Genomic DNA, 26,633 nt, shown 5'->3' with positions numbered 1-26,633 from the left:
TGCACTCCTCGTGTGGTGCGGTGACGGATGCGACTGTCACCCGGCCCGACTGGCGTGGGCCTGCTACGAAGAGCGCGTCGATAACGGACCGCCGGAACCGTGCGTACGCCGTACGCGCGTCCGGCCTCCCTCGCCGAGCAACCACGACAGTCTAGCGGCCCCCTCGCGGGCGCCCAAATGGATCACCGCGGAGCCCCACGGGCCGACGGCGAAGGGCCGCCTCCCCCAGGGGGAAGCGGCCCTCGCTCGTCACTGCCTGAAAGCTCAGTGCTCCTCGAACAGGCTCGTCACCGAACCGTCCTCGAACACCTCGCGCACCGCGCGGGCGATCGTCGGGGCGATGGACAGGACCGTGATCTTGTCCAGCTCCAGCGAGCTCGGGTCCGGCAGCGTGTCCGTGAACACGAACTCGCTCACCTTCGAGTTCTTCAGCCGGTCCGCGGCCGGACCGGACAGGATGCCGTGCGTGGCCGTCACGATGACGTCCTCCGCACCGTGCGCGAACAGCGCGTCCGCGGCGGCGCAGATCGTGCCCGCGGTGTCGACCATGTCGTCCACCAGGACACACACACGGCCCTTCACATCACCGACGACCTCGTGGACGGTCACCTGGTTGGCGACGTCCTTGTCGCGACGCTTGTGGACGATCGCCAGCGGCGCGTCCAGACGGTCGCACCAGCGGTCGGCGACGCGCACGCGGCCGGCGTCCGGGGACACGATCGTCAGCTTCTCGCGGTCCACCTTCGCGCCCACGTAGTCCGCCAGGACCGGCAGCGCCGACAGGTGGTCCACCGGACCGTCGAAGAAGCCCTGGATCTGGTCCGTGTGCAGGTCCACGGTCAGGATCCGGTCCGCACCCGCCGTCTTCAGCAGATCGGCGACCAGGCGGGCCGAGATCGGCTCACGGCCACGGTGCTTCTTGTCCTGACGGGCATAGCCGTAGGACGGGATGATCACGGTGATGCTCCGGGCCGAGGCCCGCTTCAGAGCATCGATCATGATCAGCTGCTCCATGATCCACTTGTTGATCGGAGCCGTGTGGCTCTGGATCAGGAAGCAGTCCGCGCCACGCGCCGACTCCTGGAAGCGGACGTAGATCTCACCGTTGGCGAAGTCGAACGCCTTGGTCGGAACGATGCCGACACCCAGCTGGTGTGCGACCTCCTCGGCCAGCTCGGGGTGGGCGCGGCCGGAGAAGAGCATCAGCTTCTTCTCGCCGGTCGTCTTGATCCCGGTCACAGCACTGTCTCCTCGACGGTTTCTCTGGCCGCGGATCCCCGCGCTCCCGTGCGCGCGTGCGAGCCAGCCGAATTTGTGTGCACGTATCACGGTACGCCGAGTTCGACGTACTCGTTTCCGGTCAGCTTTCGCCGGCGGACTTCTCCGTGGCGCTCGTAGCGGCCTGCGCGGCGGCGCTGCCGGGGCGCTTACGAGCCACCCAACCCTCGATATTCCGCTGCTGGCCACGGGCGACGGCCAGCGCGCCGGGCGGCACGTCCTTGGTGATGACGGACCCGGCGGCGGTGTAGGCACCGTCCCCGATCGTGACAGGAGCCACAAACATGTTGTCCGAACCCGTCTTGCAGTGAGAGCCCACTGTCGTGTGGTGCTTCGCCTCACCGTCGTAGTTCACGAAGACACTCGCCGCACCGATGTTGGTGTACTCGCCGATGGTCGCGTCACCCACGTACGACAGATGGGGGACCTTCGTCCCCTCACCGATGACGGCCGCCTTCATCTCGACGTACGTACCCGCCTTGGCCTTCGCGCCCAGATCCGTCCCCGGACGCAGATACGCGTACGGGCCCACCGAAGCGCCCTCGCCCACGACCGCCGTGTCGGCCACCGTGTTGTCCACCCGGGCGCCACGGCGCACCACGGTGTCCTTCAGGCGCGTGTTCGGGCCCACCACCGCGTCCTCCGCGACGTGCGTCGCACCGAGGAGCAGGGTGTTCGGCAGGATCGTCGCGTCCGCCTCGAACGTCACCGTCACGTCCACGAACGTCGACGCCGGGTCCACGACGGTCACGCCCGCGAGCATCGCCCGCTCCAGCAGGCGCGCGTTCAGCAGGGCGCGAGCCTCGGCCAGCTGCACCCGGTTGTTGATCCCCAGGATCTCCCGGTGGTCCGCCGCCACCGACGCGCCCACCCGGTGCCCCGCCTCACGCAGGATCGACAGCACGTCCGTCAGGTACTCCTCGCCCTGACTGTTGTCCGTCCGCACCTTGCCCAGCGCGTCCGCGAGCAGCGCGCCGTCGAACGCGAACACGCCGGAGTTGATCTCCCTGATCGCGCGCTGCTCGTCCGAGGCGTCCTTGTGCTCCACGATCTCGGTCACCGCGCCCGACGCCGGGTCGCGCACGATCCGGCCGTAGCCGGTCGAGTCCGGCACCTCGGCGGTCAGCACGGTCACGGCGTTGCCGTCCGCGGCGTGCGTGCCGGCCAGGGCGCGCAGCGTCTCGCCCGACAGCAGCGGCGTGTCGCCGCACACCACGACCACGGTCCCCTCGGGCGTCCGCCCCAGCTCCTGCAGCGCCATGCGCACCGCGTGCCCGGTCCCGTTCTGCTCCTCCTGCACGGCGGTCCGCGTCCCCGCGTAGTGCTCGTCCAGGTGCCCCTTCACCAGCTCCCGCGCATGCCCGACGACCACGACCAGGTCCTCGGGCTCCAGCTCACGGGCGGCGGACACGACATGCCCGACGAGCGAACGCCCGGCGATCTCGTGCAGGACCTTGGGGGTCTTCGACTTCATGCGGGTGCCCTCACCCGCTGCGAGGACGACGACGGCGGCCGGGCGGTTGGCGCTCACGGGGATGCCCTTCGGCTTCGGGTGGCTGGACCACCGAAGGATACCGGGGGGTGCCGCCCGGGTAACGAGGAAGGGCCCCGACCTGGGAGGTCGGGACCCGAACCGAGCATCTGTGCTCCCGGGGGAGGACTCGAACCCCCATGATCAGAACCAAAATCTGACGTCTTGCCCTTAGACGACCCGGGATGGGCGTTATGTCCGATTCCCTCGGACCGCCGCAGAAGCAGCCCCTACTATGCCGCACCAGGCCCCCTCGATGCGACGGTACAAGTCGGCGCTTCCGCGAACGCGGACGGCGAGGCAGCCCTGATAGTCGTCTGCGACGTTCTTCCGTGCGGTCTTGGGGTTGTGTCGCTTGAGGCTTGTCTTTCCGAACCTGGCGGGGTCGGCGCCGGTGACGTCCGCCCAGTAGTGCTCGGCGGCGGCGACGTCCGCGCTCTCGTGGATCATTAGGTGGTACGTGTGTCGCGCCCGGTCGACGCCGATGAGGTCGAGCCAGGCGAGGAAGGTCCGGATCATGCCCGGGTCGCTGTTCACGAAGGTGACGCGCTCGCGGCGCTCGTACGACTTGTCCTTCGTGCCCTCGGCCCAGTAGAGGGCCACTCCGACGAGGAAGAGCTCTCGGTCGGAGAGTGCCCCCACGGCCTGCGCGGCGGCTTGCTTGGTCCGCTGTCGCTCCTCCTCGCGGATGCGCAGCGTCGCCTCCCAGCCCCTGCGGGCGATCGCCGAAGCCTCCTCGCGGGTGCGCTTGCGTGCCGGCTTCGGCAGGTCCCGTACCCACAGCGAGATCGAGCTCTTCGAGCAGCCCAGCTCGACCTGGATCTGGTCGTACGTCCTCCCCTCCAGGCGCAGCTCGCGGGCGCGGGCGCGGAGGTCGTCCTTGGCGTTGGGGCGCTTCGTCCACTCCGGGGGTGGCTCGCCCTTCACCAGCCTGTGGAGCATGTCGTTGTTGTAGATCTGCAGGCGGTCGCGGATCTGCCGGAGGCTGAGGCCCTCGCGGCGGAGGGCGACGGCCCGTTCGCGCAGGCCTTCGAAGTCGGCGTACCGGCTCGTTTCGGGTGTCATACGAACACCGTCGTCCGGAATGCGGACGTCCGGGTCGAAAACCCTGTCGATTCAACAGTTCGAGGGACTGGTGTCCACGTGTGTTGACGGGCGCCGCTCCCGGGCCCCGCAGGGGCGGGAAAATCGGTGGCCCTCGCCCGTAGGGTGGAAGGCATGACCACAACGGGGGCAGACCGGGACGCGGCGGGCACGGAGGGTGGCCGGCGGAGCCGGGGGTGGTGGGGGAGACGGCGCAGCGCCGTGCTGGATGTCTCGCTGGGCGTGGTGTCGGCGCTGGAGTGCGGGCTCGAGGGGGTCGGGTTCGCGGAGAAGGCGTCGTTGCCGGTGCCCGTGGGGGTGCTGTTCGGGCTCGTGGTCGGGTCCGTGCTGGTGGTGCGGCGGCGGTGGCCGATCACCGTGGTGCTGGTCTCCATCGCGGTCACGCCCGCCGAGATGGGCTACCTCATGGGCCTGGTCGGCCTGTACACGCTGGCCGCGTCCGAGGTGCCGCGCCGGTTCACGGCGGCGCTCGCCGGTATGTCGACGGCGGCCGTGTACATCGTGACCGTGGTGCGGATGCGGGCGGACGTCGCGCAGGCGGACACCGGGCAGGCGGACTTCGATCCGAGCGGCTGGTACGTGCCGGTCATGTCGCTGCTCCTCACGCTCGGGCTCAACGCCCCGCCGTTGCTGCTCGGCCTCTACATAGGGGCGCGGCGGCGGCTGATGGAGTCGTTGCGGGAGCGGGCGGACAGTCTGGAGCAGGAGTTGTCGCTGCTCGCGGACCGGGCGGAGCAGCGGGCGCAGTGGGCGCGCCAGGAGGAGCGGACGCGGATCGCGCGGGAGATGCATGACGTGGTGGCGCACCGGGTGTCGTTGATGGTGGTGCACGCGGCGGCGTTGCAGGCGGTGGCGTTGAAGGATCCGCAGAAGGCCGTGAAGAACGCGGCGCTGGTGGGGGACATGGGCCGGCAGGCGCTGACGGAGCTGCGGGAGATGCTCGGGGTGCTGCGCGAGGAGGCCCCCGCCGTGCCCGCTGCCCCCGTCGCGGCGCCGCTCGCCGCCGTCGGCCGCGCCGCCGCGGCGGCGGCGGAGGCGGCCGCGCAGGACGGCGGGCCCTGCCTGGACGCCCTGGAGGATCTGGTCGAGCAGTCGCGGCAGGCCGGCGCGGTCGTGGAGTTCGTGGTGCTGGGGGAGACCCGCGCTTACGGGGCCGAGGTCGAGCAGACGGCGTACCGGGTGGTGCAGGAGGCGTTGACGAACGTCCACAAGCACGCGGCGGGCGCCGAGGTCGTGGTGCGGCTCGCGCATCGTGAGGCCGAGGTCGCGATGCAGGTGGAGAACGGTCCTTCGGACGCGGCGGCGGCGGACGCGCATCTGCCGAGCGGTGGGAACGGTCTGGTCGGGATGCGGGAGCGGGTGACGCGGCTCGGCGGGGCGTTCGTGTCCGGGCCGACGGACGCGGGCGGTTTCCGGGTGAGCGCGGTGCTGCCGGTGGCGGCCGTCGAGGCCGCCCCCGTAACGACGTAACGGCAGCCCCGCCCGTACGTACGGGGCCGGGAGAGGCGCTCAGCCGCCCGCCGTCAGGCGTGTCGGCAGCGTCCCCGTGACCAGCGTCGCGAGTGCCGCGTCGATGTCCCGGCCCAGGTACCAGTCGCCGGCGTGGTCGACGCTGTAGACCCGTCCCTCCATGTCCATCGCGAGGACCGCGCGCTGCTCGCTGTCCTCGCCCTCCTCGCCGAGCGGCGCGAGCTCGGTGTCGAGCGCGCGGCCGAGGTCGCCGAGGGTGCGGGCGAGGTGGAGGCCGGCGAGCGGGTCGAAGCGGAGGGTGGCGGGGGCTATCTGCCGGCCGTGGCCGGGCGCGGTGACGCGCAGGCCGCCGAACTCGGCCCAGGCCTCGACGACGGCGGGGAAGACGCTGTGCCGGTGCCCGCCGGGGGACACGTGGCCGCGCAGGGTGTCGGCCCACTGTTCGGCGAGCTTTATGTCCCAGCGGCCGGGCTGCCAGCCGGCCTCGCGCAGGGCGGCGTCGACGTTCACCGGGAAGCGGGTGCTGTTGAGATCGGGCATGGGTGGCGGTCAGCTGTTCTGGGTGGTGGTCGGGTCGACCGTACGGACTCCGAAGTGCGCGAGCATCGCGCTGCAGGAGCGGCAGGGTGCGGCGTAGCTGCCGTGCAGCGGGTCGCCGTCCTCGCGGATGCGGCGCGCGGTGAGTTTGGCGTGCTTGAGGGAGCGGCGGGCCTCGCTGTGGGTGAGCGGCTTGCGCTGGGCGCGCTTGGAGCGGGCGCCCTCGGTGGAGGCGAGGTGCCGGGACAGCAGGATGGCCTCGGGGCAGCGTCCGGTGAAGCGTTCGCGCTGGCCGCTGGTGAGCGTGTCGAGGAAGTCCTGCACGAGCGGGTGCAGGGTGGGTGCCGCCTCGCCGCGGGCGGCGGTGCAGGTGAGGGTGGTCTCGCCGCGGACGGAGAGGGCCGCGCCGACGGTGGGCAGGATGCCGTCGCGGCGGTGCCGCAGTAAGGGGGCGCGCTGTGTGTCGGCGTCGTTGCCCCAGATGAGGCGTGGGTCACCCTGCGTGGGCGTCGGTGCGGGTGTGGCGCTTGCGTGCATGGTGCTGGTCTTCCCCTCCTGCAATCCCCCGAGTTGCGTGAACAGCCTGCCAAACGCGGTGCCCGATGGGGAAGCTGGGGCGCGGAAACGGGCTTTCGGTGTGTCGCGACCATGGCGCTGTCGTCATAGGGCCGTGACACGTGGTCACCGTCGGTCACGGTGTGGGGAGTGGGGGCGGTGGTGCCGGGGCGGGCCGGGTCGGCAGTCACGGGCAGCGCTTAGGCTGTGCGGACCAGCCAGGGACAGTAGAAGCAGCTACGCAGTAGCAGGCACAGCCACTCAGGGGGCAACCGCCATGACGACAGGTCGGCTCGGCCAGGACATCGCGCCGCCGCCGAACGCGGCGTACGCCGGTCAGGTCGTGCACTTCCCGGATCCGGTCCGGGCCTCCCGGCATCCTAGAGGGGTGCGGGTGGACGAGCGCGGCTTTCCGGACTTTTCCCCGTACGCGCGTGCGGCGGCGGAGATCGCCGATCCGCCGGAGGGCTTCGGCGTCGACGAACTGCGCCTGACGGACTACGTGTCGGCGAACGCGGCGCTGGCCGCGACCGGGCACGAGCTGTGGGACACGATTCCGGCGGTGGCGACGCCGCACGGCTGGACCTGGCACCACGTGGCGGGCACGCGTCGCCTCGAACTGGTCCCGGTCGAGGTGAAGGCGCTGCTGCGGCATCACGGCGGGGTCGCGACGGCCGTCGGCGTGGACCAGTCGAAGCGCGGTACGCGTCCGCTGCAGGAGACCCGGCCGGTGCACTTCGGGCTGCCGAAGCGTGTGGTGTCGGTGTCGGAGCAGCAGGTGCAGGGCGTGGAGGAGGACCTGGGTTACCGGCTGCCGGGGGCGTACCGCTCGTTCCTGAAGGCGGCGGGCGGCTGTGCTCCGGTGGGCACGGCGCTCGACGCGGAGCTGGGCGTCCTGGTGGACCAGCCGTTCTTCACGCTGCGCGAGGAGGCGGGGATCAACGACCTCGTCTACGTCAACAAGTGTCTGCGGGACCATCTGACGAAGGACTTTCTGGGCGTCGCGTTCGTGCAGGGCGGTCTGCTCGCGGTGAAGGTGCGGGGCCAGGGCACCGGTTCGGTGTGGTTCTGCCCGTACGACGACGCCCGTGACGCCGGCGAGTCGGCGGCGGCGTGGACGGTGAACGAGCGGGTGGAGCGGCTGCTGCTGCCCTGCGGTGTGGATTTCGACGCCTTCCTGCAGCGGCTCGCGGGCAGTCCGCCGGAGCTGGAGACGGTGGCGAACCTGATGGTGGACGGCGGCTTCGCGCGTGCCGTTCCCGTGGTCCCGGTGGGGGAGTGAGCTGGCTGTGGTGACGTTCGCGCAGGCGCAGGAGCGCGCCGAGGAGTGGATCAACGGCGACGTGCCGGCGTATCTGCACCGTGAGGTGCGGGTACGGGAGTTCGGGCTCGGGTTCGTGGTCTGGGCGGAGGACCGGGAGGAGGCGCCGACCCCGGACGGGGGCCGGCAGCGCCTGGTCATCGCGCGGGACAGCGGTGAGGCGACGCTGTGGCCGGGGCTGCCGGTGGGTGAGGTGATCCGGCGTTACGAGGAGGAGTACGGGGCCTCCGCCGCTGCGGCCGCCCCGGCGGCGGCTCCGTCGGCGCGGATCGACCTGAACCAGACGTCGTTCCTGCTGAGTCCGCCGGAGTGGCTGCAGGAGGCGGCGGACAAGATCGGTCTGCCGCCGGTGGAGTCGAACGCCTCGCAGGCGTCGGCGGGTGCCTCGTCGGAGAGCGCGTCGTCGACTCCGGCGTCGGGTCTGCCGTCCGCGGCGCCGGCGGCCGAGCCGTCGGAGGAGGCGTCCGAGGCGGCGCCCACGGAGCACGAGGCGCCTGCCGCCGGGGCGGAAGCGTCTGCCGGGCCGGAAGCGGCCGAGGCCGCCGAGGCCGCCGAGGACGCCGAGACGGTCGAGGTGGCGGAAGAGCCGGATGGAGCCGGGGAGGCGTCTGCCTCCTCGGCCGCGCCCGTCGCCACCGACGCGTACGAGCCGACCGCGAACGACGGCGTGCCGGTGACCGCGCCCGTGCCCGCGCAGAGCCCGTGGGCGGACGCCAACGCGAGCTCGGGCGGCGCCGACGGAGCCGTACCGCTGCCGGCGACGGTGTTCGCGCCGCCGCTGTCGGGTGCGGACGACGAGGACGCGCCGGCGCCGGTGGTGGGCGCGGACGCGCCCACGGCGCTGATGAAGGGCGGCAGCGCGCTGCCGGCGACCGCCATCGCCCCGCGGCTGAACCCGGACGGCAGCTTCGGCCAGGGCGGACAGCTCGCCCCGCCCCCGGCCGCCCCGGCGACCCCGCCCGCTCCCGCGACGCCGCCGGCCGGTGCGGCGGACATCGCCAACGCCGCGACCAGCAAGGCCACGCCGCCGCCCGGCGGTTATGTGCGCACGCAGCTGGTGTCGCAGCTGCCCGACGGCCCGCCCGCGCCTCCCGGTCCGCCGACGCCTCCCGGTCCGCCCGGACCGCCCACGCCGCCGCCGGCCGTGCACCAGGCCGCGACGATGCTCGCGCACCCCGACCAGCTGGGCCCCGGCGGTCCGGCCTCGTCCGGTGGTCCGGGTACGCCGCCGCCTCCGCCTCCGCCGCCGGGTGTTCCCGGTGGGGGTACGCCTCCGGGCGGTGTCGCGCATGCCGCGACGATGCTCGCGCAGCCCGGCCAGATGGGCCCGGGCGGTCCGGGTACGCCGCCGCCTCCGCCTCCGCCGCCGGGTGTTCCGGGCGGTGGCACTCCTCCGGGCGGTGTCGCGCACGCGGCGACGATGCTCGCGCAGCCCAGCCAGATGGGTCCCGCCGGGCCGCCCCCGCCGCCGGGACCCGCGCCCGCGCCGCTCGGGCGGCCCACGCCGCCGCCCGGACCGCAGCCCGGCCCCGGTGGTGCGTACGGCTATCCACAGCCGCAGCCGACCGGTCTGCCGACCGTCGGTCCCGGCTACCAGGCGGTGCTGCGCTACCGCGCGCCCGACGGTTCGGAGCAGCAGATCATCCGCCGCTCCGCGCCGGGCACCCCGCACCCCGAGTGGCAGATCCTGCACGAGCTGCGCGCCATGAACGTGCCGCCGCAGCAAGTGCTCGAACTGCACACGGAGCTGGAGTCCTGTGAGCTGCCGGGCGGTTACTGCGCGCGGATGATCCGGGAGACCTGGCCGCAGGCGCGGATCACCAACATCGCGCCGTACGGTCGGGATCACGCCGGACGCCAGCAGGGCATGCGTCAACTGCTCACCCATCAGGGCGAGTTGCACCAGGTCGCGGACGGCCCGGCGCGGCCCGCGCCGGTGCGGGCGCCGCTGCCGCAGGTGCAGCCGGCCCCGCCGCTGCCGCCGGACGGTGTGGCGCAGGAGCTGGCCGGCGCGTTCGGCCCGGGCATCCTGCGCTTCGACCAGCGCGCGGTGTCCCGGCAGGGTGTGCCGGAGGTGGTGGCGGTGACGCTCGTGTGGGCGGGGCTGCCGGCCGACTTCGGCCCGTTCTTCTGGGCGCAGCCGGCGATGCCGGTGGTGCCGACGCTCGCGGAGCTGGCGGCGCAGCGGCAGGTGCAGCCGGCGCCGGACGCGAGCTCGTACCTGGTGCTCGGTTCGGACTTCGGCCGGGCGATCTGTGTCCAGTACGGGACGGCGAACATCGTGGCCGTGCCGGTGGAGGCGGGCCCGGGCGGGCAGTCGGTGCCGCCGCAGTTCGTGAACACAGGGCTGCCGGAGTTCACGCGCTGCATGGCGCTGCTCGGCCGGATGTGGCGGCTGCGGTTCGGGCTCAACCCCGAGCAGGCGGGCCGCTGGACGGTCGACTTCCAGGCGCAGCTGGCGATGCTGGACCCGGCGGCGCTCGCGTCGCCGGAGAACTGGTGGTCGGTGCTCCTGGAGCAGATGTGGGACGGCCTGCTCTGACCCTGGCGTAGACGCAATGTGACGAAAGGCGCTCGATGTGTATCCGTATCGAGCGCCTTTTGTCCGTTCTGATGCCGCATCCTAGATGTTTGAGGACATAAGGGAGCCGATCAGGGAGTCGAAAGGGCGTCAGGGATGAGTTTCTCCGTCGGATTCTCCGGAGCGTTCGGACGCGGGCGCGGCTACCGCCCCGAGCAGGTCGACCGTTTCCTGGCCGAGCTGTCCGCCGAGCGCGACGCGGCCGGGGAGACGGCGGCCCGCCTGACCGTCCTCGCCGAGGAGAGGGAGGCGGAGGCGGCCCGGCTGCGCGAGACGGCCGCGTCCCTCGCCCCGCAGCGCTACGAGTCCCTGGGGGAGCGGGCCCGGAAGATCCTGGAGCTGGCGGAGGCCGAGGACGAGAGCCTGGTACGGGACGCGGAGGCCGAGGCGCAGGCCCTCGCCGCGGCGGCGGAGGCGGCCGGCCGGGAGACGGCCGAGGCGGCGCGGGCGTACGCGGAGGGGGTCACCACGGCGGCCGACGCCGCGGCCCGAGCGACCCTGAAGGCGGCCGCCGAGCGCGCGGAGTCGCTGACCACGGCCGCCCGCCGCGACGCCGAGGAGCAGCGGCAGGAGGCCCGTACCGCCTTCGAGGCCGTCGGGCACGAGGCCGCGGAACTCCTGGCGAAGCAGCGGGAGGAGTACACGGCGCTGTGGGAGGAGGCCGAGCGGGCGGCGGCGGCCCTGCTCGCCGAGCAGCAGGCCCGTCACGCGGACCTCGACGCACGCGCCGAGGGCGTACGGGCCGAGGCCGACCGGCAGCTCGCCGAGACCGAGGAGGCGGCCCGGCACGGCCAGGAGGACGCGGAGGCGGAGGCGGCGGAGCTGCTCGCCGCGGCGCGCCTCGAACAGGAGCGGATCGAGCGCGCGACGGAGCGGGTGCTGCGCGAGCACGAGGAGGCGCGGGACGAGATCCACGCGCACATGGAGCACATCCGCGCGTCCCTCGCGGCCCTGACGGGCCGGGTGACGGGCCCGGCCCCCGACCCGGATTCCGACCCGGCCCCCGACCCGGATTCCGACCTGGACTCCGACCTGGACTCCGACCCGGACGCGGCCTAGACGCGGCCTAGGGGGAGTCCGGCACGAACACGCTCAGCCGGTACGTGTCCGGGTGGACCAGGCGCCCGCAGAACTGGTCAAGCCGCACCGTCTCCCAGTCCAGGTCCGGCTCCGACTCCCGCAACCGCCGGATGTAGGCGTGGAATTCCTCCGCGTCATGGGTCGTGAACCGTACGTCCCAGGTGCCGGCCTCCGGCGCGAAGCGCGCGGTGGCTCGCCGCGCCTCCCTCTCCCGCTGCCGCTTTCTCTTCCGTTGCCCTGGCATGGGCCCAGCATCCCCGGCGCCTCGCCGGCCCGGCAAGGCGATATCGCGCTCAGGTCTTCGCGGGCGCCTCCCGTTGTTCCGCCTGCTCCTTCAGGACCGGGAAGCGGCGCGGGGCGATCGTCAGGAGGACGACGAGGGCCAGGGCGGCCGCGCCGGCGGCGCCCAGGTAGACGTAGTCGACGGCGGTGTCGACCGCCCGGCGGATCAGGTCGGTGGCTTTCAGGGAGCGGGCCAGCGTGTCGAGGTCCGTGTCGGCCCCCAGGCGCGCGGCCAGGACGCCGTTGGCGACGGCGCCGAAGAGCGCGGCGCCCACGCTCTGGCCGACCTGGCGGCAGAAGAGCACGGAGGCGGTGGTGGTGCCGCGTTCCTCGTACGGGACGGTCGACTGCACGCCGACGATCAGCGGCAGCTGGAACAGGCCGAGGGCCGCGCCGAGCAGCAGCATCAGGAGCGCGGGCTGCCAGGGTTCGCCGGGGAACGGCAGGAACGGGAAGGCGAGCAGCAGGAGCAGGGCGACGGAGATCCCCAGGATCGCCGTGCGGCGGAAGCCGATGCGGGTGTAGACCCGGTTCGAGAGCGCGGCGCTGATGGGCCAGCTCAGGGTCCAGGAGGACAGGACGAACCCGGCGGCGATCGGGCCGAGGCCGAGGACGGACTGCGCGTACGTCGGCAGGAAGACGGTCGGCGCGACCATGAGCAGGCCCAGGGCGCCGAGGGACAGGTTGACGGCGGCGATCGTGCGGCGGCGCCAGACCCAGCCGGGGATGATCGGTTCGGCCGCGCGGCGCTCGATCACGACGGTGAGCGCGGCCAGGGCGGCGGCCCCGCCGAGCAGGCCGAGGGACGGGGCGGAGAGCCAGGGCCAGGCGACGCCGCCCTGGACGAGCGCGGTGACGAGCACGGCTCCGGTGGCGAAGATCGCGAGCGCCCCGGCCCAGTCGATCCGGACGCGCACGCGCGCGTGGGGCGCGGTGCTGCGGGCGGGTTCCGCCAGGTGGCGGGCGATCAGCCAGAGGGCGAGCAGGCCGACGGGCACGTTGACGAGGAAGATCCAGCGCCAGTCGGCGTATCCGGCGAGCACGCCGCCGACGGCCGGTCCGGCCACCGAGGACGCGGCCCACACGGAGGACAACCGGGCCTGGATGCGCGGGCGTTCCTTCAGCGGGTAGAGGTCGGCGGCGATCGTCTGGACCGTGCCCTGGAGGGCGCCGCCGCCGAGACCCTGGACGACACGGAAGGCGATCAGGGAGCCCATGCTCCACGCGGACGCGCACAGCACGGAGCCGATCAGGAAGAGCGCGATGCCCGCGATGAGGACCGGCTTGCGGCCGAAGGTGTCGCTGAGCTTGCCGTACACCGGGAGCGTCACCGTCACGGCGAGCAGATAGCCGGAGAACAGCCAGGAGAAGACGGAGAGACCGCCGAGATCGCCGACGATCTGGGGGACGGCCGTGGACACGATCGTGCCGTCGAGCGCGGCGAGCGCCATGCCCAGCATCAGGGCCGCGACGACCGGCCCGCGCCGGGTGGTGTCCGTTCTCTGCGGTGCCGTCGCTCTCGTCGTCGCCTCGGACACCCCTGACTCCTCTCCTCACCCTGACGGATGCTTCATACATCTAAGTGCGCCGGGGTCAGCCTCTCACCCGTACCTGGGTCGGAGGAACCCCTAGGGGCATCTCCCCCATACAGCCCAGGGGCGCTTCGTCCCGGCGGAGGACGAGCCGGGGCCCCTTCCGTCCTTAGCTTGTTCTTACGAGAGCGGCGCTCCGTCGGCGCGGCCCTGTGGATATCCCCAGGGCGAAGAGTGCGCCTGGCACCAGTGCCCCGGCCCCGCTCCCCGACCAGACTCGAACGCGGATCGCGAACGCGGATCACGCACGCGCACCACGCACGCGGAACACCACCGCGCATACGCGGACAGAGGAGACATACCGTGACTTCGGCTGTGACCATCCCCGCGCACGGGGGTACGGGAGGGCGGACGGCCGTCGCCGCGCGGGCGCGCCAGGTCGTCAAGGCCTACGGAACCGGCGAGACCCGGGTCGTCGCGCTCGACCACGTCGACGTGGACATCGACCGCGGCCGGTTCACCGCGATCATGGGGCCCTCCGGCTCCGGCAAGTCCACGCTCATGCACTGCCTCGCCGGTCTCGACACCGTGACCTCCGGGCAGATCTTCCTCGACGAGACCGAGATCACCGGGCTCAAGGACAAGAAGCTCACCCAACTGCGGCGCGACCGCATCGGGTTCATCTTCCAGGCCTTCAACCTGCTGCCCACGCTCAACGCCGTGGAGAACATCACGCTGCCCATGGACATCGCCGGCCGCAGGCCGGACCGGGAATGGCTGCGGCGTGTCGTCGACACCGTCGGCCTCTCCGGGCGCCTGGGCCACCGGCCCAACCAGCTCTCCGGCGGCCAGCAGCAGCGCGTCGCCGTGGCCCGCGCCCTCGCCGCCCGGCCCGAGATCATCTTCGGCGACGAGCCGACCGGAAACCTCGACTCCCGCGCCGGAGCGGAGGTGCTGGGCTTCCTGCGGCAGTCCGTCGACGAGCTCGGCCAGACCATCGTCATGGTCACCCACGACCCCGTCGCCGCCTCCTACGCCGACCGCGTCCTCTACCTCGCCGACGGGCGCATCGTCGACGAGATGCACTCCCCGACCGCCGACCGGGTCCTCGATCGAATGAAGGACTTCGACGCGCGCGGGCGGACCTCATGAGCGGCACCGTCCTCAAGACCTCGCTGCGCAACTTCTTCGCGCACAAGGGCCGCATGGCGCTCTCCGCCGTCGCCGTCCTCCTCTCCGTCGCCTTCGTCTGCGGCACCCTGGTGTTCAGCGACACCATGAACACCACCTTCGACAAGCTCTTCGCCACCACCGCCTCCGACGTCAGCGTCAACCCCAAGGACGCCGCCGCGAACGACGAGATCCCGCAGAGCGGCCGCCCCGCCACCCTGTCCGCCTCGCTCGTCGAGCAGATCAAGGGCGTCGAGGGCGCCCGCGACGTCCAGGGCTCGGTCATCTCGATGTCCGTCACCGTCGTCGACGCGAACGGCGAGAACGTCGGCCCGACCTCCGGCGCCCCCACCATCGCCGCCAACTGGACGCCCGTCGAGCTGCGTTCGGTCGACATCGCCTCCGGCCACGAACCGCGCGGCCCCACCGAGGTCCTCGTCGACTCCGGCACCGCCGACAAGCACCACCTGAAGATCGGCGACGAGCTGCGCACCATCGCCGTCACCGGCGACTTCACCGCGAAGATCTCCGGCATCGTCGAGTTCAAGGTCACCAACCCCGGCGCCACCCTCGTCTACTACGACACCGCCACCGCCCAGCGTGAACTCCTCGGCAAGGAAGGCCTGTTCACCCAGATCACGGTCGACGCGGCCGACGGCGTCGGCGACGAGACCCTGAAGGCCGCCGTCGCCGCGAAGCTGGGCGACCCCAAGGGCGAGCACTACAAGCTGCAGACCGCCGCCGAGGCCACCGACGCCGGCCGCGAGGACATGGCCGGCTTCCTCGACGTCATGAAGTACGCGATGCTCGGCTTCGCCGGAATCGCCTTCCTCGTCGGCATCTTCCTCATCGTCAACACCTTCTCCATGCTGGTCGCCCAGCGCACCCGTGAGATCGGCCTCATGCGGGCCATCGGCGCCGGCCGCCGCCAGATCAACCGTTCCGTCCTCGTCGAGGCGCTGCTCCTCGGCCTCGTCGGCTCGGCCGCCGGCGTCGCCACCGGCGTCGGCCTCGCCGTCGGCCTGATGAAGCTGATGTCCCAGATGGGCATGGAGCTGTCCACCCAGGACCTCACCGTCCGCTGGACCACTCCGGTCGTCGGCATCGTCCTCGGTGTCCTCGTCACCCTCCTCGCCGCCTTCGTGCCCGCCCGCCGGGCCGCCAAGGTCTCCCCGATGGCCGCCCTGCGCGAGGCCGGCACCCCCGCCGACGCCCGGGCCGGCAGGGTCCGCGGCGCCCTCGGGCTCGTCCTGACCGCCGCGGGGGCCGGCGCGCTGTTCGCCGCCACCCGCGCCGACGCGGCCGCCCCCGGCTCGATGTGGCTCGGCCTCGGCGTGGTCCTGTCGCTGCTCGGCTTCGTCGTCGTCGGACCGCTGCTCTCCGGAGCCGTCGTCCGCGCCCTCGGCGTCGTCGTCCTGCGGATCTTCGGCCCGGTCGGCCGGATGGCCGAACGCAACGCCCTGCGCAACCCGCGCCGTACCGGCGCCACCGGCGCCGCCCTGATGATCGGCCTCGCGCTCGTCGCCTGCCTCTCCGTGGTCGGCTCCTCCATGGTCGCCTCCGCGACCGAGGAGCTCGACAAGTCCGTCGGTGCCGACTTCATCGTGCAGTCCACCAACGGACAGCCCGTCGTCCCGCAGGCCCAGGCCGCCGTGGAGAAGGCCGCCGGCCTCGACCACGTCACCGAGTACAAGTGGGTCGAGGCCACCGTGACCGACCCGCGGGGCAAGGCCGAGAAGACCGGACTCGTCGCCGCCGACCCCTCGTACGCCCAGGACGTGCGCCGCGACACCACCGCCGGCACCCTCTCCGACGCGTACGGGCCGGGCGCCATGTCCGTCGGCAGCAAGTACGCAGGTGAGCACGGCGTGAAGGTCGGCGACCGCCTCACCGTCGCCTTCGCCGGCGGCCGGCAGGCGACCCTGCGGGTCGCGGCGATCACCTCCGACGACAACAACATCGACAAGGGCGTGAAGTACACCGCCATCACCACCGCCGAGCAGTACGTCCCGGCGGAGAAGATGCCCCGCAGCATGATCGTCTTCGGCACGGCCGAGGACGGCCAGGAGGAGGCGGCCTACCAGTCCCTGAAGGACGCCCTCAAGCCGTACCCGCAGTACAAGGTCGCCGATCAGGCCGACTACAAGAAGGACCTCCAGGACCAGGTCGGCCAGCTCCTCAACATGGTGTACGGGCTGCTCGCCCTCGCGATCGTCGTCGCCGTGCTCGGGGTCGTGAACACCCTCGCCCTGTCCGTCGTCGAGCGGACCCGCGAGATCGGCCTCATGCGCGCCATCGGCCTCTCCCGCCGCCAGCTGCGCCGCATGATCCGCCTGGAGTCGGTCGTCATCGCCCTCTTCGGCGCCCTCCTCGGCCTCGGACTGGGCCTCGGCTGGGGCACCGCGGCCCAGAAGCTGCTCGCCCTGGAGGGCCTGGGCGTCCTGGAGATCCCCTGGCCGACCATCGTGGGCGTGTTCGTCGGCTCGGCCTTCGTGGGCCTCTTCGCCGCCCTGGTCCCGGCCTTCCGGGCGGGCCGGATGAACGTCCTGAACGCGATCGCGACGGAGTAGGCCGTACGTCGCGGGGCTCAGCCCCCGGTCCCGCCACCCAGGCGCCGCACGCGCGCGTACGGGGGCGGGACCGGCCCCGTTCCGCGGCGGGTGTCGGTGGGGCGACGTAGGCTGGGAACCCCCCGGCCCGTGCGACGTGTCGGGCGGTTCGCGTTGCCCACACGCCGGGAAGGCGTTGCCCACACGCCGGGATGGAAGCCCCATGAGCCTGCACGGTCTGCTTGACGTCGTCGTCCGAGACGCCGCCCTCGCCGAGGCGGTGACGGCCGCCCGCGACGGCAACCGCATGCACGTCGACCTGGTCGGCCCGCCCGCCGCCCGCCCCTTCGCGGTCGCCGCGCTCGCCCGCGAGGCCGGGCGGACCGTGCTCGCCGTGACGGCCACCGGCCGCGAGGCCGAGGACCTGGCGGCGGCCCTGCGCTCGCTGCTCGACCCGGACACGGTCGTCGACTACCCGTCCTGGGAGACCCTGCCGCACGAGCGCCTGTCGCCCCGCTCCGACACCGTCGGCCGCCGCCTCGCCGTGCTCCGCCGGCTCGCCCACCCCTCCGCCGACGACCCGGCCGCGGGCCCGGTCAGCGTCGTCGTCGCGCCCATCCGATCCGTACTCCAGCCGCAGGTCAAGGGCCTCGGCGACCTGGAGCCGGTGGCGCTGCGGACCGGGCAGACCGCGGACCTGAACGAGATCGTCGAGGGCCTGGCCGCCGCCGCGTACTCCCGGGTCGAGCTGGTCGAGAAGCGCGGCGAGTTCGCCGTCCGCGGCGGCATCCTCGACGTCTTCCCGCCCACCGAGGAGCACCCGCTCCGTATCGAGTTCTGGGGCGACGACGTCGAGGAGATCCGCTACTTCAAGGTCGCCGACCAGCGCTCCCTCGAAGTCGCCGAGCACGGCCTGTGGGCCCCGCCCTGCCGTGAGCTGCTGCTCACCGACTCCGTACGGGAGAAGGCCGCGGCGCTCGCCGAGCAGCACCCCGAGCTGGGCGAGCTGCTCGGCAAGATCGCCGAGGGCATCGCCGTCGAGGGCATGGAGTCGCTCGCCCCGGTCCTCGTCGACGACATGGAGCTGCTGCTCGACGTCCTGCCCAAGGGCTCGATGGCCGTCGTCTGCGACCCCGAGCGGGTGCGGACCCGGGCCGCCGACCTGGTGGCGACCAGCCAGGAGTTCCTGCAGGCCTCGTGGGCGGCCACGGCCGGCGGCGGCGAGGCGCCGATCGACGTCGGCGCGGCCTCCCTGTGGGGGATCGCGGATGTACGGGACCGGGCGCGCGAGCTGGACATGATGTGGTGGTCGGTGTCGCCGTTCGCAGCCGACGCCGACGCCGACAAGGACACGCTCAAGCTGGGCATGCACGCCCCGGAGACGTACCGCGGCGACACCGCCCGCGCGCTCGCCGACACCAAGGGCTGGCTGGCCGACGGCTGGCGCACGGTGTACGTGACGGAGGCGCACGGCCCGGCCTCCCGCACGGTCGAGGTGCTCGGTGGCGAGGGCATCGCCGCGCGCCTGACTGCGCTTGATTCGAAGACGGGCGACCTGGCCGAGATCGCCCCGTCCGTCGTGCACGTGGCGTGCGGCTCGATCGACTACGGCTTCGTCGACCCGGCGCTCAGGCTCGCCGTCCTGACGGAGACCGACCTGTCCGGGCAGAAGGCGGCCGGCAAGGACGGCCAGCGGATGCCGGCCAAGCGGCGCAAGACCATCGACCCGCTGACCCTGGAGGTCGGCGACTACATCGTGCACGAGCAGCACGGCGTCGGCCGCTACCTGGAGATGGTGCAGCGCACCGTCCAGGGCGCCACCCGCGAGTACCTGCTCGTCGAGTACGCCCCCGCCAAGCGCGGCCAGCCCGGCGACCGCCTCTACATCCCCACCGACCAGCTGGAGCAGGTCACCAAGTACGTGGGCGGCGAGGCCCCGACCCTGCACCGGCTCGGCGGCGCCGACTGGACGAAGACCAAGGCGCGCGCGAAGAAGGCGGTCAAGGAGATCGCCGCCGACCTCATCAAGCTCTACAGCGCCCGGATGGCGGCCCCCGGCCACGCCTTCGCCCCCGACACCCCCTGGCAGCGCGAGCTGGAGGACGCCTTCCCGTACGCGGAGACGCCCGACCAGCTGTCGACGATCGCCGAGGTGAAGGAGGACATGGAGAAGACGGTCCCGATGGACCGCCTGATCTGCGGCGACGTCGGCTACGGCAAGACGGAGATCGCGGTACGGGCGGCCTTCAAGGCCGTCCAGGACGGCAAGCAGGTAGCCGTCCTCGTCCCCACCACGCTGCTCGTGCAGCAGCACTTCGGCACCTTCTCCGAGCGCTACTCCCAGTTCCCGGTCAACGTGCGGGCGTTGTCCCGCTTCCAGACGGACACCGAGTCGAAGGCGACCCTGGAGGGCCTGAAGGACGGCGCGGTCGACGTCGTCATCGGCACCCACCGCCTGTTCTCCTCCGAGACGAGGTTCAAGGACCTGGGCCTGGTCATCGTCGACGAGGAGCAGCGCTTCGGCGTCGAGCACAAGGAGCAGCTGAAGAAGCTCCGGGCCAACGTCGACGTGCTCACCATGTCCGCGACCCCGATCCCGCGCACCCTGGAGATGGCCGTCACCGGCATCCGCGAGATGTCGACGATCACCACCCCGCCGGAGGAGCGGCACCCCGTCCTCACCTTCGTCGGCCCGTACGAGGAGAAGCAGATCGGCGCGGCCGTCCGCCGCGAACTCCTGCGCGAGGGCCAGGTCTTCTACATCCACAACCGCGTCGAGTCCATCGACCGGGCGGCCGCGCGCCTGCGCGAGATCGTGCCCGAGGCGCGGATCGCGACCGCGCACGGCCAGATGTCGGAGCAGGCCCTTGAACAGGTCGTCGTCGACTTCTGGGAGAAGAAGTTCGACGTGCTGGTGTCGACGACGATCGTCGAGTCCGGCATCGACATCTCCAACGCCAACACCCTCATCGTGGAGCGCGGCGACAACTTCGGCCTCAGCCAGCTGCACCAGCTGCGCGGCCGGGTCGGCCGTGGCCGCGAGCGCGGATACGCGTACTTCCTCTACCCGCCGGAGAAGCCGCTCACGGAGACCGCGCACGAGCGGCTCGCGACGATCGCCCAGCACACCGAGATGGGTGCGGGCATGTACGTGGCGATGAAGGACCTGGAGATCCGCGGCGCGGGCAACCTGCTCGGCGGCGAGCAGTCCGGCCACATCGCGGGCGTCGGCTTCGACCTGTACGTACGGATGGTGGGCGAGGCCGTCGCCGACTACCGGGCGTCGCTGGAGGGCGGTGTGGAGGAGGAGCCGCCGCTCGAGGTCAAGATCGAGCTCCCGGTCGACGCGCACGTCCCCCACGACTACGCGCCGGGCGAGCGCCTGCGCCTCCAGGCGTACCGCGCCATCGCCTCCGCCAACTCCGAGGCCGACATCAAGGCCGTACGGGAAGAGCTCACCGACCGCTACGGCAAGCTGCCCGAGCCGGTCGAGAACCTCCTCCTCGTCGCCGGCCTGCGCATGCTGGCCCGCGCCTGCGGCGTCGGCGAGATCGTCCTCCAGGGCCCCAACATCCGCTTCGCCCCGGTGGAGCTCCGCGAGTCCCAGGAGCTGCGCCTCAAGCGCCTCTACCCGCGCACGGTGATCAAGCCGGCCGTCCACCAGATCCTGGTGCCGCGCCCGACGACGGGCAAGATCGGCGGGAAGCCGGTGGTGGGGCGCGAACTGCTCGCGTGGACGGGCGAGTTCCTGACGGAGATCCTCGGATCCTGATGCGTCGCACGGCCCCCGTCCGGCAGCATGTCGTCCATGCCGGACGGGGGGCGCGGGAGCGCGACGAGACGGGCGTGGCTGACCGGGGCCGTTGTGCTGGCCCTGAGCGGGGTGGCGGTCGTCTGGTCCTTGGCGGGCCGGGACGAGGGCGCCCTCGGCCTGGGGGACCGGACCGATCTCATCGCGATGGTGGGCGGTCTGGTCGCCGCGGTCGTGGCGGTCGCGCTGTGGCCGCGACAGGACACGGATGAGGCGAGGGCCGTCGCGCGGCTCGCCCGCGAGGTGAAGGCGGCCGGTGAACCGCAGTGGATGAGTTCGCTCGGCGGTGACCTCAGGGCCATCGACGTCACCTTCACCTTCCGCCGGTACGCGAACGCCCGGGCGGCGGAGCTGCCGGCGAGCCCGGAGGGCCGCCTGGAGAAGGTGGTGCAGGACTTCCGACGGCTCCGGCCCCGGCGCCTGGTCATCACCGGGGAGCCGGGCGCCGGGAAGACCGTCCTGGCGCGCAAATTCGTGATGGAGCTCAACCGGGTGCGGGCCGAGGACGAACCCGTACCGGTGCTCGTCTCCCTCGCGGACTGGGACACGCGCGAGCCGCTGCGGGACTGGCTGGTACGGCGCCTGCGGCGCGACTACGGCCTGTCGGTGAAGTCCGCCGGACAGGTCGTCGCGGCCCGCATGGTGCTGCCCGTACTCGACGGCCTCGACGAGATGGACGAGGACGGCGTCACCGCGAACGACTCCCGGGCCGCCCGCGCCCTGGAGGTCCTGGCCCGCCACCAGGACGGCACCGAACCCGCCCCGTTCGTCCTGACCTGCCGCACCCGCGCCTACGACGCCCAGGAGACGGGTGGCGGCCATGTCCTCGACGCGGCCCGCATCGCGATCGACCCGGTCACCGGGGACCGGGCCCGCGACTTCCTCGCCGCCCGCGGCGCGGCCCGCCGTCCCGCCCTGTGGCAGCCGCTCCTCGACGAACTGCGCGACCGGCCCGGCGGCGTGCTCGCCCGGACCCTCTCCACGCCGTGGCGGCTGACGCTCGCCGCGGTGGCGTACGACCGGGACGGTGACCTGGGCGAACTGCTGCGCGCCGGTACGGAGGCGGAGGCGGGACCTGCTGCTCTCCCGTTTCATCGCCGCCTCGTCGGCGAACACCCTGGTCGGCGCCGGGCGTTACACGCCGGAGCGGGTGCACCGGGGGCTGCGGACGCTGGCCGTGCTGCTGGGGGAGGGGAGCGCGGCGCGGACGGATCTGGTGCTGCTCGACCTCGGGAACCGGGTGCCGAGGTGGGCGCTGCGCGTCCCGCTGGTCGGGGCGGTGTGTTCGGCGTGGCTGTGGCTGGTGTTGTCCCTCCGGCAGACCGAGCTGGGCATGGACCTCAAGTCGGTGGCGATGTGCGCCGGTGTGCTGATGGCGGGCGGGGCCGGTGTGGGGGTGCTTCTCAGGAGCGGGGCGGAGGCGCCCCGGTTCCTCGCCGTGCCCCGGCTCGGCAGCCGGCAGTGGTGGTTGAGCCTGCGGCAGGCGGTGCGCAGGCTGCCCCGGAGCTTCCGGGGCTTCGCGATGCTGACCGTCGTGCTGGTCACGGTGTGGCAGCTCGGAACGGGGGAACTCGGCGGTGGGGAGATCGCGCTGCTGGTGGGAGTCACGACGCTGGTGCTCGCCCTCGTCCTCGGCTACGCGACCCTGGAGGAGGTCGACAGCGCGACGGCGGGTCCGGTCGCTGAACTCCGAGGCCAGTTCCTCATGTTGCTGCTGTTGGCCGGCGCCGTCCCGGCCTGCGTGTACCTGCTGGCCTCCGGGGGCTCGTTGTCGCCGGAGGATCTCACCCTCGTTCCCGCGACGCTGATCCTTCTGAGCATGGTGTTCCTGGCCAGGCTCCTCGCCTACGGCCTGTTCCGCCTGCGCAACGTGCGCCGCCTGCCGCTCCGCCTCGTCCGCTTCCTCGACTGGTCCGTCGCCGCGGGACTCATGCGCACCTCCGGCGCCGTCTACCAGTTCCGCCACCGCGAGTTCCAGGAGTGGCTGGTGCGGCACCCCGCGCCTTAGGCCGTACGGGCACGGGGCGCCGTCGCGGCCTACAGCTCGTCGAGGTCAAGCGCCCCGGCCATCGCGGCGTAGCCCGCGTCGCCGGGGTGGAGGTGGTCGCCGGAGTCGTAGGCGGGCAGGATGCGGTCCGGGTCGGCGGGGTCGGCGACCGCGCGGTCGAGGTCGACGACCGCGTCGTAGGCGCCGGAGGTGCGGACCCAGTCGTTGAAGGCCTCGCGCTTCGCCTCGTTCTCCGGGGTGAAGTAGAAGGAGCCCTTGATCGGGGTGAGGGTCGCGCCGACGACCTTGATGCCGTGGGCGTGGGCCTGGCGGATCAGGGTGCGGTGGCCCTCGATGAGCCGGTTCACGGAGACGTCGGGGGTCGGCCCGCCGGGGAAGGCGGGGCCGCTGCCGCCGATGTCGTTGATGCCCTCCAGGAGGATCACCGTGCCGACGCCCTGCTCCGTGAGCACGTCCTTCCGGAAGCGGACGGTGGCGGCCTCGCCCGCCCAGGTGACGTCGTTGGTGACCTGGTTGCCGCCGATGCCGTGGTTGAGGACGGGGCGCGGGCGGCCGGTGGCGGCGAGGCGCTCGGCGAGCTCGTCGGGGTAGCGGTTGTCGGCGTCGTTCGTGGCGCCGACGCCGTCGGTGATGGAGTCGCCGAAGGCGACGATGCCGTCACGGCGGTGCGGTCGGCCGGCGGCGGGGCCGCCCGAGACCTCGACGCCGGACAGGTAGTACCAGGAGGTGCTGGTCTCGGTGAAGGCCGCGCCGGACGCGTCGGAGCGGTGGTCGCCCGCCGCGCGGTAGCTGGTGGCGCCCGCGAAGTGGTGGAAGGTGGCGGGGCCGGTGGGCCCGGCGAGGTAGAGGGTGACGGTCACCGACTCCAGGGCGCGGGTCGTGAACGGCACGCCGTCGCTGAGCAGGGTGCCGCCGGCCGGGATCGTGACGGAGCCGCGGCCGCCGCCGAAGGTGAGCGGGCGGACCGAACCGGGCTCGACGGCGCCGCCCCCGGCGGTGCGGGCGACGGTGGCGCCGGTGATCCGCAGCGGCGTGGAGCCGTAGCGGTTGGTCAGCTCGATCCGGGCCCGGGTGCCGCCGGCCGTGACCCGTACGGCCTGCCGTACGGTCTGGTCGTCGAAGCCCTGCGTCGACCAGTTGGGGCCGAAGGGGGCCGTCGGGGACTGCGGGGAGGCGGCCCAGACGCCGTGCCAGGCGGGCTGCGGTGCCGCAGCCGCAGCCGCGGGCGTGCTGGTGAGGGCGAGGGCGGCGAGCAGGGCGAGCCCCGCGCTCCGAAGGGTGGTGCGGCTGGTCATGTCGGGTCCCCCGTGGTCGTCGTGACGGCGTGTGACAGCGACAAGGCGTGATCGACTCGGGCTATTCCCGTGCGGAGTCGGGGAGTTGACCGGAACCGAGCAGTCCGGCCAGTGCGCGGAACACCTCGCCAGGGTCCCGCCCGGCCAGCGGAGCGTCGAGGTTGTGGGTGAGCAGCAGGGTCGCGAAGCCGTGCGCCATGGACCAGGCGGCGATGCCGGTGTCGCGGGCTGTGGACGGGTCGGCGGCGAGGGTGGCGACGCCGGCCCGGAGTTCGGCGGCGGCGTGCTCCTTGGCGGCGAGCAGCGCGGGGTCGTCGGCGTGGTGCAGGTCGGGCCGGAACATCACCTGGAAGTGCGCGGGGTGCGCGGCGGCGAAGCGGACGTAGCGCACGCCCCGCTCGCGCAGGTCGGGCGCGTCGGCGAGGGCGGCGGCGAGGAGTCCGTATCCCTGGGCGGCGATGGCCGTGAGCAGCCCGGTGCGGTCCTTGAAGTGGTGCGCGGGGGCGGCGTGCGAGACGCCCGCGCGGCGGGCGAGGTCGCGCAGGCTGAGCGCGCCGGGCCCGTCGGCGGCGATGACGTCGAGGGCGGCGGCGAGGACGGCCTGGCGCAGGTCTCCGTGGTGATAGCCGCGCCGGATGCTCCCAGTGGTGGTCATGACAGCAGCGTACGCCGGATCTAGTCATTGACAAGTTCGGGGCGGGGGAGCAATCTAGTCACTGACAAGATGTTCGGATCGCCGAGGAGAGCGAGGCCGCGTCATGACCGTGGAGACTCTGGCTGTGGAACCGGGCCGCGTCCGGCAGATGTGGCACCTGCTCGAACCGCTGCACGCGGTGCTCTACTACGCCCCCGAGGCCTTCGACGAGGCCGCCGCACTCGGGTACGACGTGACCGAGCGCTGGCCGAGCTACTTCGCCTGGCGTGCCGCGCCCCTCGGGCCGGCCGGTGCCGGGCGGGTCGCCTCCGCCTTCTACTCCTTCAGCCCGGAGACGGTCGGGCGGTACGTCCCCGGGGTCTGGGCCGTCGCCGCGCCCGAGGCGGTGCTCGCCGCCCGGCTGCGCGCGGTGGACCGGACCTACCGCGCGCTCCTCGGCGACGAGACCGTCGAAGGGTCCGAACTCGCCGAGGCCGCCGCCCTCGCCCGCCGGGCCGCCGAGACCGCGGGCGGGACCGCCGGCGCGGCCGGGCGCCCGCTCGCCGCCGCGAACGCCGCGCTGCCCTGGCCCGAAGCCCCGCACCTCGTGCTCTGGCAGGCCGCCACGATCCTGCGCGAGCACCGCGGCGACGGGCACCTCGCGGCGCTGCTCGCCGCCGGGCTCGACCCGGCCGAGGCCCTGGTCTCCTTCGCCGCCGTCGGGGCCGCCGCCGAGGTCACCTTCGCGAGCCGCGGCTGGCGCCCGGCCGAGTGGGCCGCCGCCCGCGACCGCCTCGCCGCCCGCGGTCTGGTGCGCCCGGAGGACGGCACCGCCACGGACGCGGGCCGCGCCCTGCGCGCCGAGGTCGAGCTCCGTACCGACGTGCTCGCCGCCGCGCCGTGGACCGCGCTCGGCCCGGAGGCGACGGCCCGGCTCGCGGAACTGCTCGGCGGCCCGTGGCTCGCGGTCATCGGCTCCGGTCTGCTGCCGTCCGAGAACACGCTCGGCATCGGGAAGGTGTGACCCCGAGAGGGCGACTCGGGCGGCCTAGCATCGTCAGGTGTCTTCGCACCGGAAAGCCCTGGCCGTCGCTCCGGTCCTCGCGCTCCTCGCGCTCCTCGCGCTCCTCGTGCTGCTGACCGGGGCCGCGTGCTCCCCGGCCCCGGCCCCGGCCACGGCCGAACCGGGCTCGGGCTCCGGCTCGGCCTCGGGTCCCGTCGACGGTGTCAGCCCGCTGGCCGACCCCGACGGCACCCGGCCCGGCCTCGCGCCGCTCACCACCGCCGAGGACCGGGCGGCGGCCCGCGAGCGGATCGGCCGCCTGCGCACCAAGGGCCGCGGCCCGAGGACCGGTTACGCCCGCGAGGCCTTCGGCCCGGCCTGGAGCGACGCGGCGGACGGCGTCCCCTTCGCCCGCAACGGCTGCGACACCCGCAACGACCTCCTCCGCCGCGACGGCCACCGCCTGCGCCTCCGCGCCGGCTCCGACTGCGTGGTCGTGGCGATGACGCTGCGCGACCCGTACACGGGCGAGGACATCGACTGGCGCAAGGCGGACGCGGCGGAGGTCCAGCTGGACCACGTGATCCCGCTCTCGTACGCCTGGCAGCTCGGCGCCGCCCGCTGGCCCGAGGCCCAACGCCGCCGCTTCGCCAACGACCCCCTCAACCTGCTCCCGGTCTCGGCCCGCACCAACACCGCCAAACGCGACGCGGGCCCCGCCGCATGGCTCCCGCCCCACAAGCCCGTCCGGTGCGCCTACGCCCTTCGGTTCGCCCAGGTCGCCCTGGCCTACGACCTCCCGGTCACGCTCCCGGACAAGTCGGCGATGCTGCGCCAGTGTGCGGCCTGAGCCTGTGAGGCGGGTGGCGCCGACCGGTCGGAAAAATCGTTA

19 protein-coding genes, 1 tRNA gene and 1 pseudogene are annotated in these 26,633 nt (G+C 73.0%); 11 read left to right on the top strand and 10 right to left on the bottom strand.

The features are described from left to right. Positions 1-264 precede the first annotated feature (264 nt). The 4 genes from AB0M18_RS23615 to AB0M18_RS23600 all read right to left on the bottom strand — a co-directional run bounded on the left by AB0M18_RS23615 (position 265) and on the right by AB0M18_RS23600 (position 3,874). Positions 265-1,239 (bottom strand): ribose-phosphate diphosphokinase, encoded by a 975-nt coding sequence (locus AB0M18_RS23615; protein WP_365761115.1) that lies wholly within the window; start codon positions 1,237-1,239, stop codon positions 265-267. A gap of 121 nt (positions 1,240-1,360) precedes the next feature. Next, a complete protein-coding gene (glmU, locus tag AB0M18_RS23610) occupies positions 1,361-2,809 on the bottom strand; it encodes a bifunctional UDP-N-acetylglucosamine diphosphorylase/glucosamine-1-phosphate N-acetyltransferase GlmU (RefSeq protein ID WP_365761113.1) in 1,449 nt (482 codons plus the stop codon). A gap of 115 nt (positions 2,810-2,924) precedes the next feature. Next, positions 2,925-2,995, bottom strand: a tRNA-Gln gene (locus tag AB0M18_RS23605). Positions 2,996-3,001: 6 nt separating this feature from the next. After that, positions 3,002-3,874: a hypothetical protein gene (locus tag AB0M18_RS23600; protein WP_365761111.1), complete on the bottom strand. Its 873-nt coding sequence runs from the start codon at positions 3,872-3,874 to the stop codon at positions 3,002-3,004. Between the two features lie 153 nt (positions 3,875-4,027). Here AB0M18_RS23600 and AB0M18_RS23595 point away from each other — a divergent pair, with 153 nt between their 5' ends. Further along, positions 4,028-5,383 carry a histidine kinase gene (locus tag AB0M18_RS23595; RefSeq protein WP_365761109.1) on the top strand — a complete coding sequence of 452 codons (1,356 nt, stop codon included), beginning with the start codon at positions 4,028-4,030 and terminating at the stop codon, positions 5,381-5,383. A gap of 39 nt (positions 5,384-5,422) precedes the next feature. Here the strand turns inward: AB0M18_RS23595 and AB0M18_RS23590 are convergent, their stop codons facing one another. Both AB0M18_RS23590 and AB0M18_RS23585 read right to left on the bottom strand, forming a co-directional pair. After that, positions 5,423-5,923 carry an SUKH-3 domain-containing protein gene (locus AB0M18_RS23590; RefSeq protein ID WP_365761107.1) on the bottom strand — a complete coding sequence of 167 codons (501 nt, stop codon included), beginning with the start codon at positions 5,921-5,923 and terminating at the stop codon, positions 5,423-5,425. Positions 5,924-5,932: 9 nt separating this feature from the next. Then, positions 5,933-6,457, bottom strand: a complete 525-nt coding sequence (locus tag AB0M18_RS23585; protein WP_365761105.1) for a YwqJ-related putative deaminase — start codon at positions 6,455-6,457, stop codon at positions 5,933-5,935. A gap of 295 nt (positions 6,458-6,752) precedes the next feature. Here AB0M18_RS23585 and AB0M18_RS23580 point away from each other — a divergent pair, with 295 nt between their 5' ends. The 3 genes from AB0M18_RS23580 (at position 6,753) to AB0M18_RS23570 (ending at position 11,436) form a co-directional block, all read left to right on the top strand. Then, positions 6,753-7,757 (top strand): SMI1/KNR4 family protein, encoded by a 1,005-nt coding sequence (locus AB0M18_RS23580; RefSeq protein ID WP_365761103.1) that lies wholly within the window; start codon positions 6,753-6,755, stop codon positions 7,755-7,757. A gap of 7 nt (positions 7,758-7,764) precedes the next feature. Next, complete coding sequence (locus AB0M18_RS23575; protein ID WP_365761101.1) at positions 7,765-10,338, top strand: SUKH-4 family immunity protein; 2,574 nt, start codon at positions 7,765-7,767, stop codon at positions 10,336-10,338. Positions 10,339-10,473: 135 nt separating this feature from the next. After that, positions 10,474-11,436: a DivIVA domain-containing protein gene (locus AB0M18_RS23570; protein ID WP_365761099.1), complete on the top strand. Its 963-nt coding sequence runs from the start codon at positions 10,474-10,476 to the stop codon at positions 11,434-11,436. Positions 11,437-11,443: 7 nt separating this feature from the next. Here the strand turns inward: AB0M18_RS23570 and AB0M18_RS23565 are convergent, their stop codons facing one another. Further along, positions 11,444-11,701, bottom strand: a complete 258-nt coding sequence (locus tag AB0M18_RS23565; RefSeq protein WP_365761097.1) for a hypothetical protein — start codon at positions 11,699-11,701, stop codon at positions 11,444-11,446. 49 nt (positions 11,702-11,750) lie between these two features. Next, positions 11,751-13,277: an MFS transporter gene (locus AB0M18_RS23560; protein ID WP_365761095.1), complete on the bottom strand. Its 1,527-nt coding sequence runs from the start codon at positions 13,275-13,277 to the stop codon at positions 11,751-11,753. Between the two features lie 357 nt (positions 13,278-13,634). Between AB0M18_RS23560 and AB0M18_RS23555 the strand changes: the two genes are divergently transcribed. From AB0M18_RS23555 to AB0M18_RS23535, 5 genes and pseudogenes are all read left to right on the top strand, one after another. Then, positions 13,635-14,423 (top strand): ABC transporter ATP-binding protein, encoded by a 789-nt coding sequence (locus AB0M18_RS23555; protein WP_365761093.1) that lies wholly within the window; start codon positions 13,635-13,637, stop codon positions 14,421-14,423. Beyond that, complete coding sequence (locus AB0M18_RS23550; protein ID WP_365761091.1) at positions 14,420-17,011, top strand: FtsX-like permease family protein; 2,592 nt, start codon at positions 14,420-14,422, stop codon at positions 17,009-17,011. The genes AB0M18_RS23555 and AB0M18_RS23550 overlap by 4 nt, the downstream gene beginning before the upstream one ends. Positions 17,012-17,213: 202 nt before the next feature. Further along, entirely contained in the window at positions 17,214-20,762 is a 3,549-nt protein-coding gene (gene mfd / locus AB0M18_RS23545) for a transcription-repair coupling factor (RefSeq protein WP_365761089.1), read from the top strand. Positions 20,763-20,789: 27 nt separating this feature from the next. Continuing rightward, positions 20,790-21,596: pseudogene (locus AB0M18_RS23540) on the top strand (NACHT domain-containing protein); the annotation flags it as partial. 232 nt (positions 21,597-21,828) lie between these two features. Further along, positions 21,829-22,809 (top strand): hypothetical protein, encoded by a 981-nt coding sequence (locus AB0M18_RS23535; RefSeq protein WP_365761403.1) that lies wholly within the window; start codon positions 21,829-21,831, stop codon positions 22,807-22,809. Positions 22,810-22,838: 29 nt separating this feature from the next. Here the strand turns inward: AB0M18_RS23535 and AB0M18_RS23530 are convergent, their stop codons facing one another. Together AB0M18_RS23530 and AB0M18_RS23525 are read right to left on the bottom strand one after the other, a co-directional pair. Beyond that, positions 22,839-24,104: an SGNH/GDSL hydrolase family protein gene (locus AB0M18_RS23530; protein WP_365761087.1), complete on the bottom strand. Its 1,266-nt coding sequence runs from the start codon at positions 24,102-24,104 to the stop codon at positions 22,839-22,841. Positions 24,105-24,165: 61 nt separating this feature from the next. Further along, on the bottom strand, positions 24,166-24,759 hold the full coding sequence (locus AB0M18_RS23525; RefSeq protein WP_365761085.1) for a TetR/AcrR family transcriptional regulator: 594 nt from the start codon (positions 24,757-24,759) through the stop codon (positions 24,166-24,168). Between the two features lie 103 nt (positions 24,760-24,862). Here AB0M18_RS23525 and AB0M18_RS23520 point away from each other — a divergent pair, with 103 nt between their 5' ends. After that, on the top strand, positions 24,863-25,762 hold the full coding sequence (locus AB0M18_RS23520) for a hypothetical protein (protein ID WP_365761083.1): 900 nt from the start codon (positions 24,863-24,865) through the stop codon (positions 25,760-25,762). A gap of 37 nt (positions 25,763-25,799) precedes the next feature. Continuing rightward, positions 25,800-26,591 carry an HNH endonuclease family protein gene (locus AB0M18_RS23515; RefSeq protein WP_365761081.1) on the top strand — a complete coding sequence of 264 codons (792 nt, stop codon included), beginning with the start codon at positions 25,800-25,802 and terminating at the stop codon, positions 26,589-26,591. The last annotated feature ends 42 nt before the right edge of the window (positions 26,592-26,633 follow it).

Origin of the sequence: Streptomyces sp. NPDC051909 (assembly GCF_040681095.1) — a bacterium.
Classification (GTDB): Bacteria; Actinomycetota; Actinomycetes; order Streptomycetales; family Streptomycetaceae; genus Streptomyces.
The sequence above is the reverse complement of the archived record's forward strand: the minus strand, read 5'-3'. Positions and strand labels throughout refer to the sequence as shown.

What these genes read in the sequence shown, in the direction of transcription:
- AB0M18_RS23530 (WP_365761087.1), bottom strand. Translation starts at nt 24,104, where the DNA reads ATGACCAGCCGCACCACCCTTCGGAGCGCGGGGCTCGCCCTGCTCGCC.
- AB0M18_RS23565 (WP_365761097.1), bottom strand. Translation starts at nt 11,701, where the DNA reads ATGCCAGGGCAACGGAAGAGAAAGCGGCAGCGGGAGAGGGAGGCGCGG.
- AB0M18_RS23600 (WP_365761111.1), bottom strand. Translation starts at nt 3,874, where the DNA reads ATGACACCCGAAACGAGCCGGTACGCCGACTTCGAAGGCCTGCGCGAA.
- AB0M18_RS23595 (WP_365761109.1), top strand. Translation starts at nt 4,028, where the DNA reads ATGACCACAACGGGGGCAGACCGGGACGCGGCGGGCACGGAGGGTGGC.
- AB0M18_RS23590 (WP_365761107.1), bottom strand. Translation starts at nt 5,923, where the DNA reads ATGCCCGATCTCAACAGCACCCGCTTCCCGGTGAACGTCGACGCCGCC.
- AB0M18_RS23585 (WP_365761105.1), bottom strand. Translation starts at nt 6,457, where the DNA reads ATGCACGCAAGCGCCACACCCGCACCGACGCCCACGCAGGGTGACCCA.
- AB0M18_RS23580 (WP_365761103.1), top strand. Translation starts at nt 6,753, where the DNA reads ATGACGACAGGTCGGCTCGGCCAGGACATCGCGCCGCCGCCGAACGCG.
- AB0M18_RS23525 (WP_365761085.1), bottom strand. Translation starts at nt 24,759, where the DNA reads ATGACCACCACTGGGAGCATCCGGCGCGGCTATCACCACGGAGACCTG.
- AB0M18_RS23520 (WP_365761083.1), top strand. Translation starts at nt 24,863, where the DNA reads ATGACCGTGGAGACTCTGGCTGTGGAACCGGGCCGCGTCCGGCAGATG.
- mfd (WP_365761089.1), top strand. Translation starts at nt 17,214, where the DNA reads ATGAGCCTGCACGGTCTGCTTGACGTCGTCGTCCGAGACGCCGCCCTC.
- AB0M18_RS23570 (WP_365761099.1), top strand. Translation starts at nt 10,474, where the DNA reads ATGAGTTTCTCCGTCGGATTCTCCGGAGCGTTCGGACGCGGGCGCGGC.
- AB0M18_RS23550 (WP_365761091.1), top strand. Translation starts at nt 14,420, where the DNA reads ATGAGCGGCACCGTCCTCAAGACCTCGCTGCGCAACTTCTTCGCGCAC.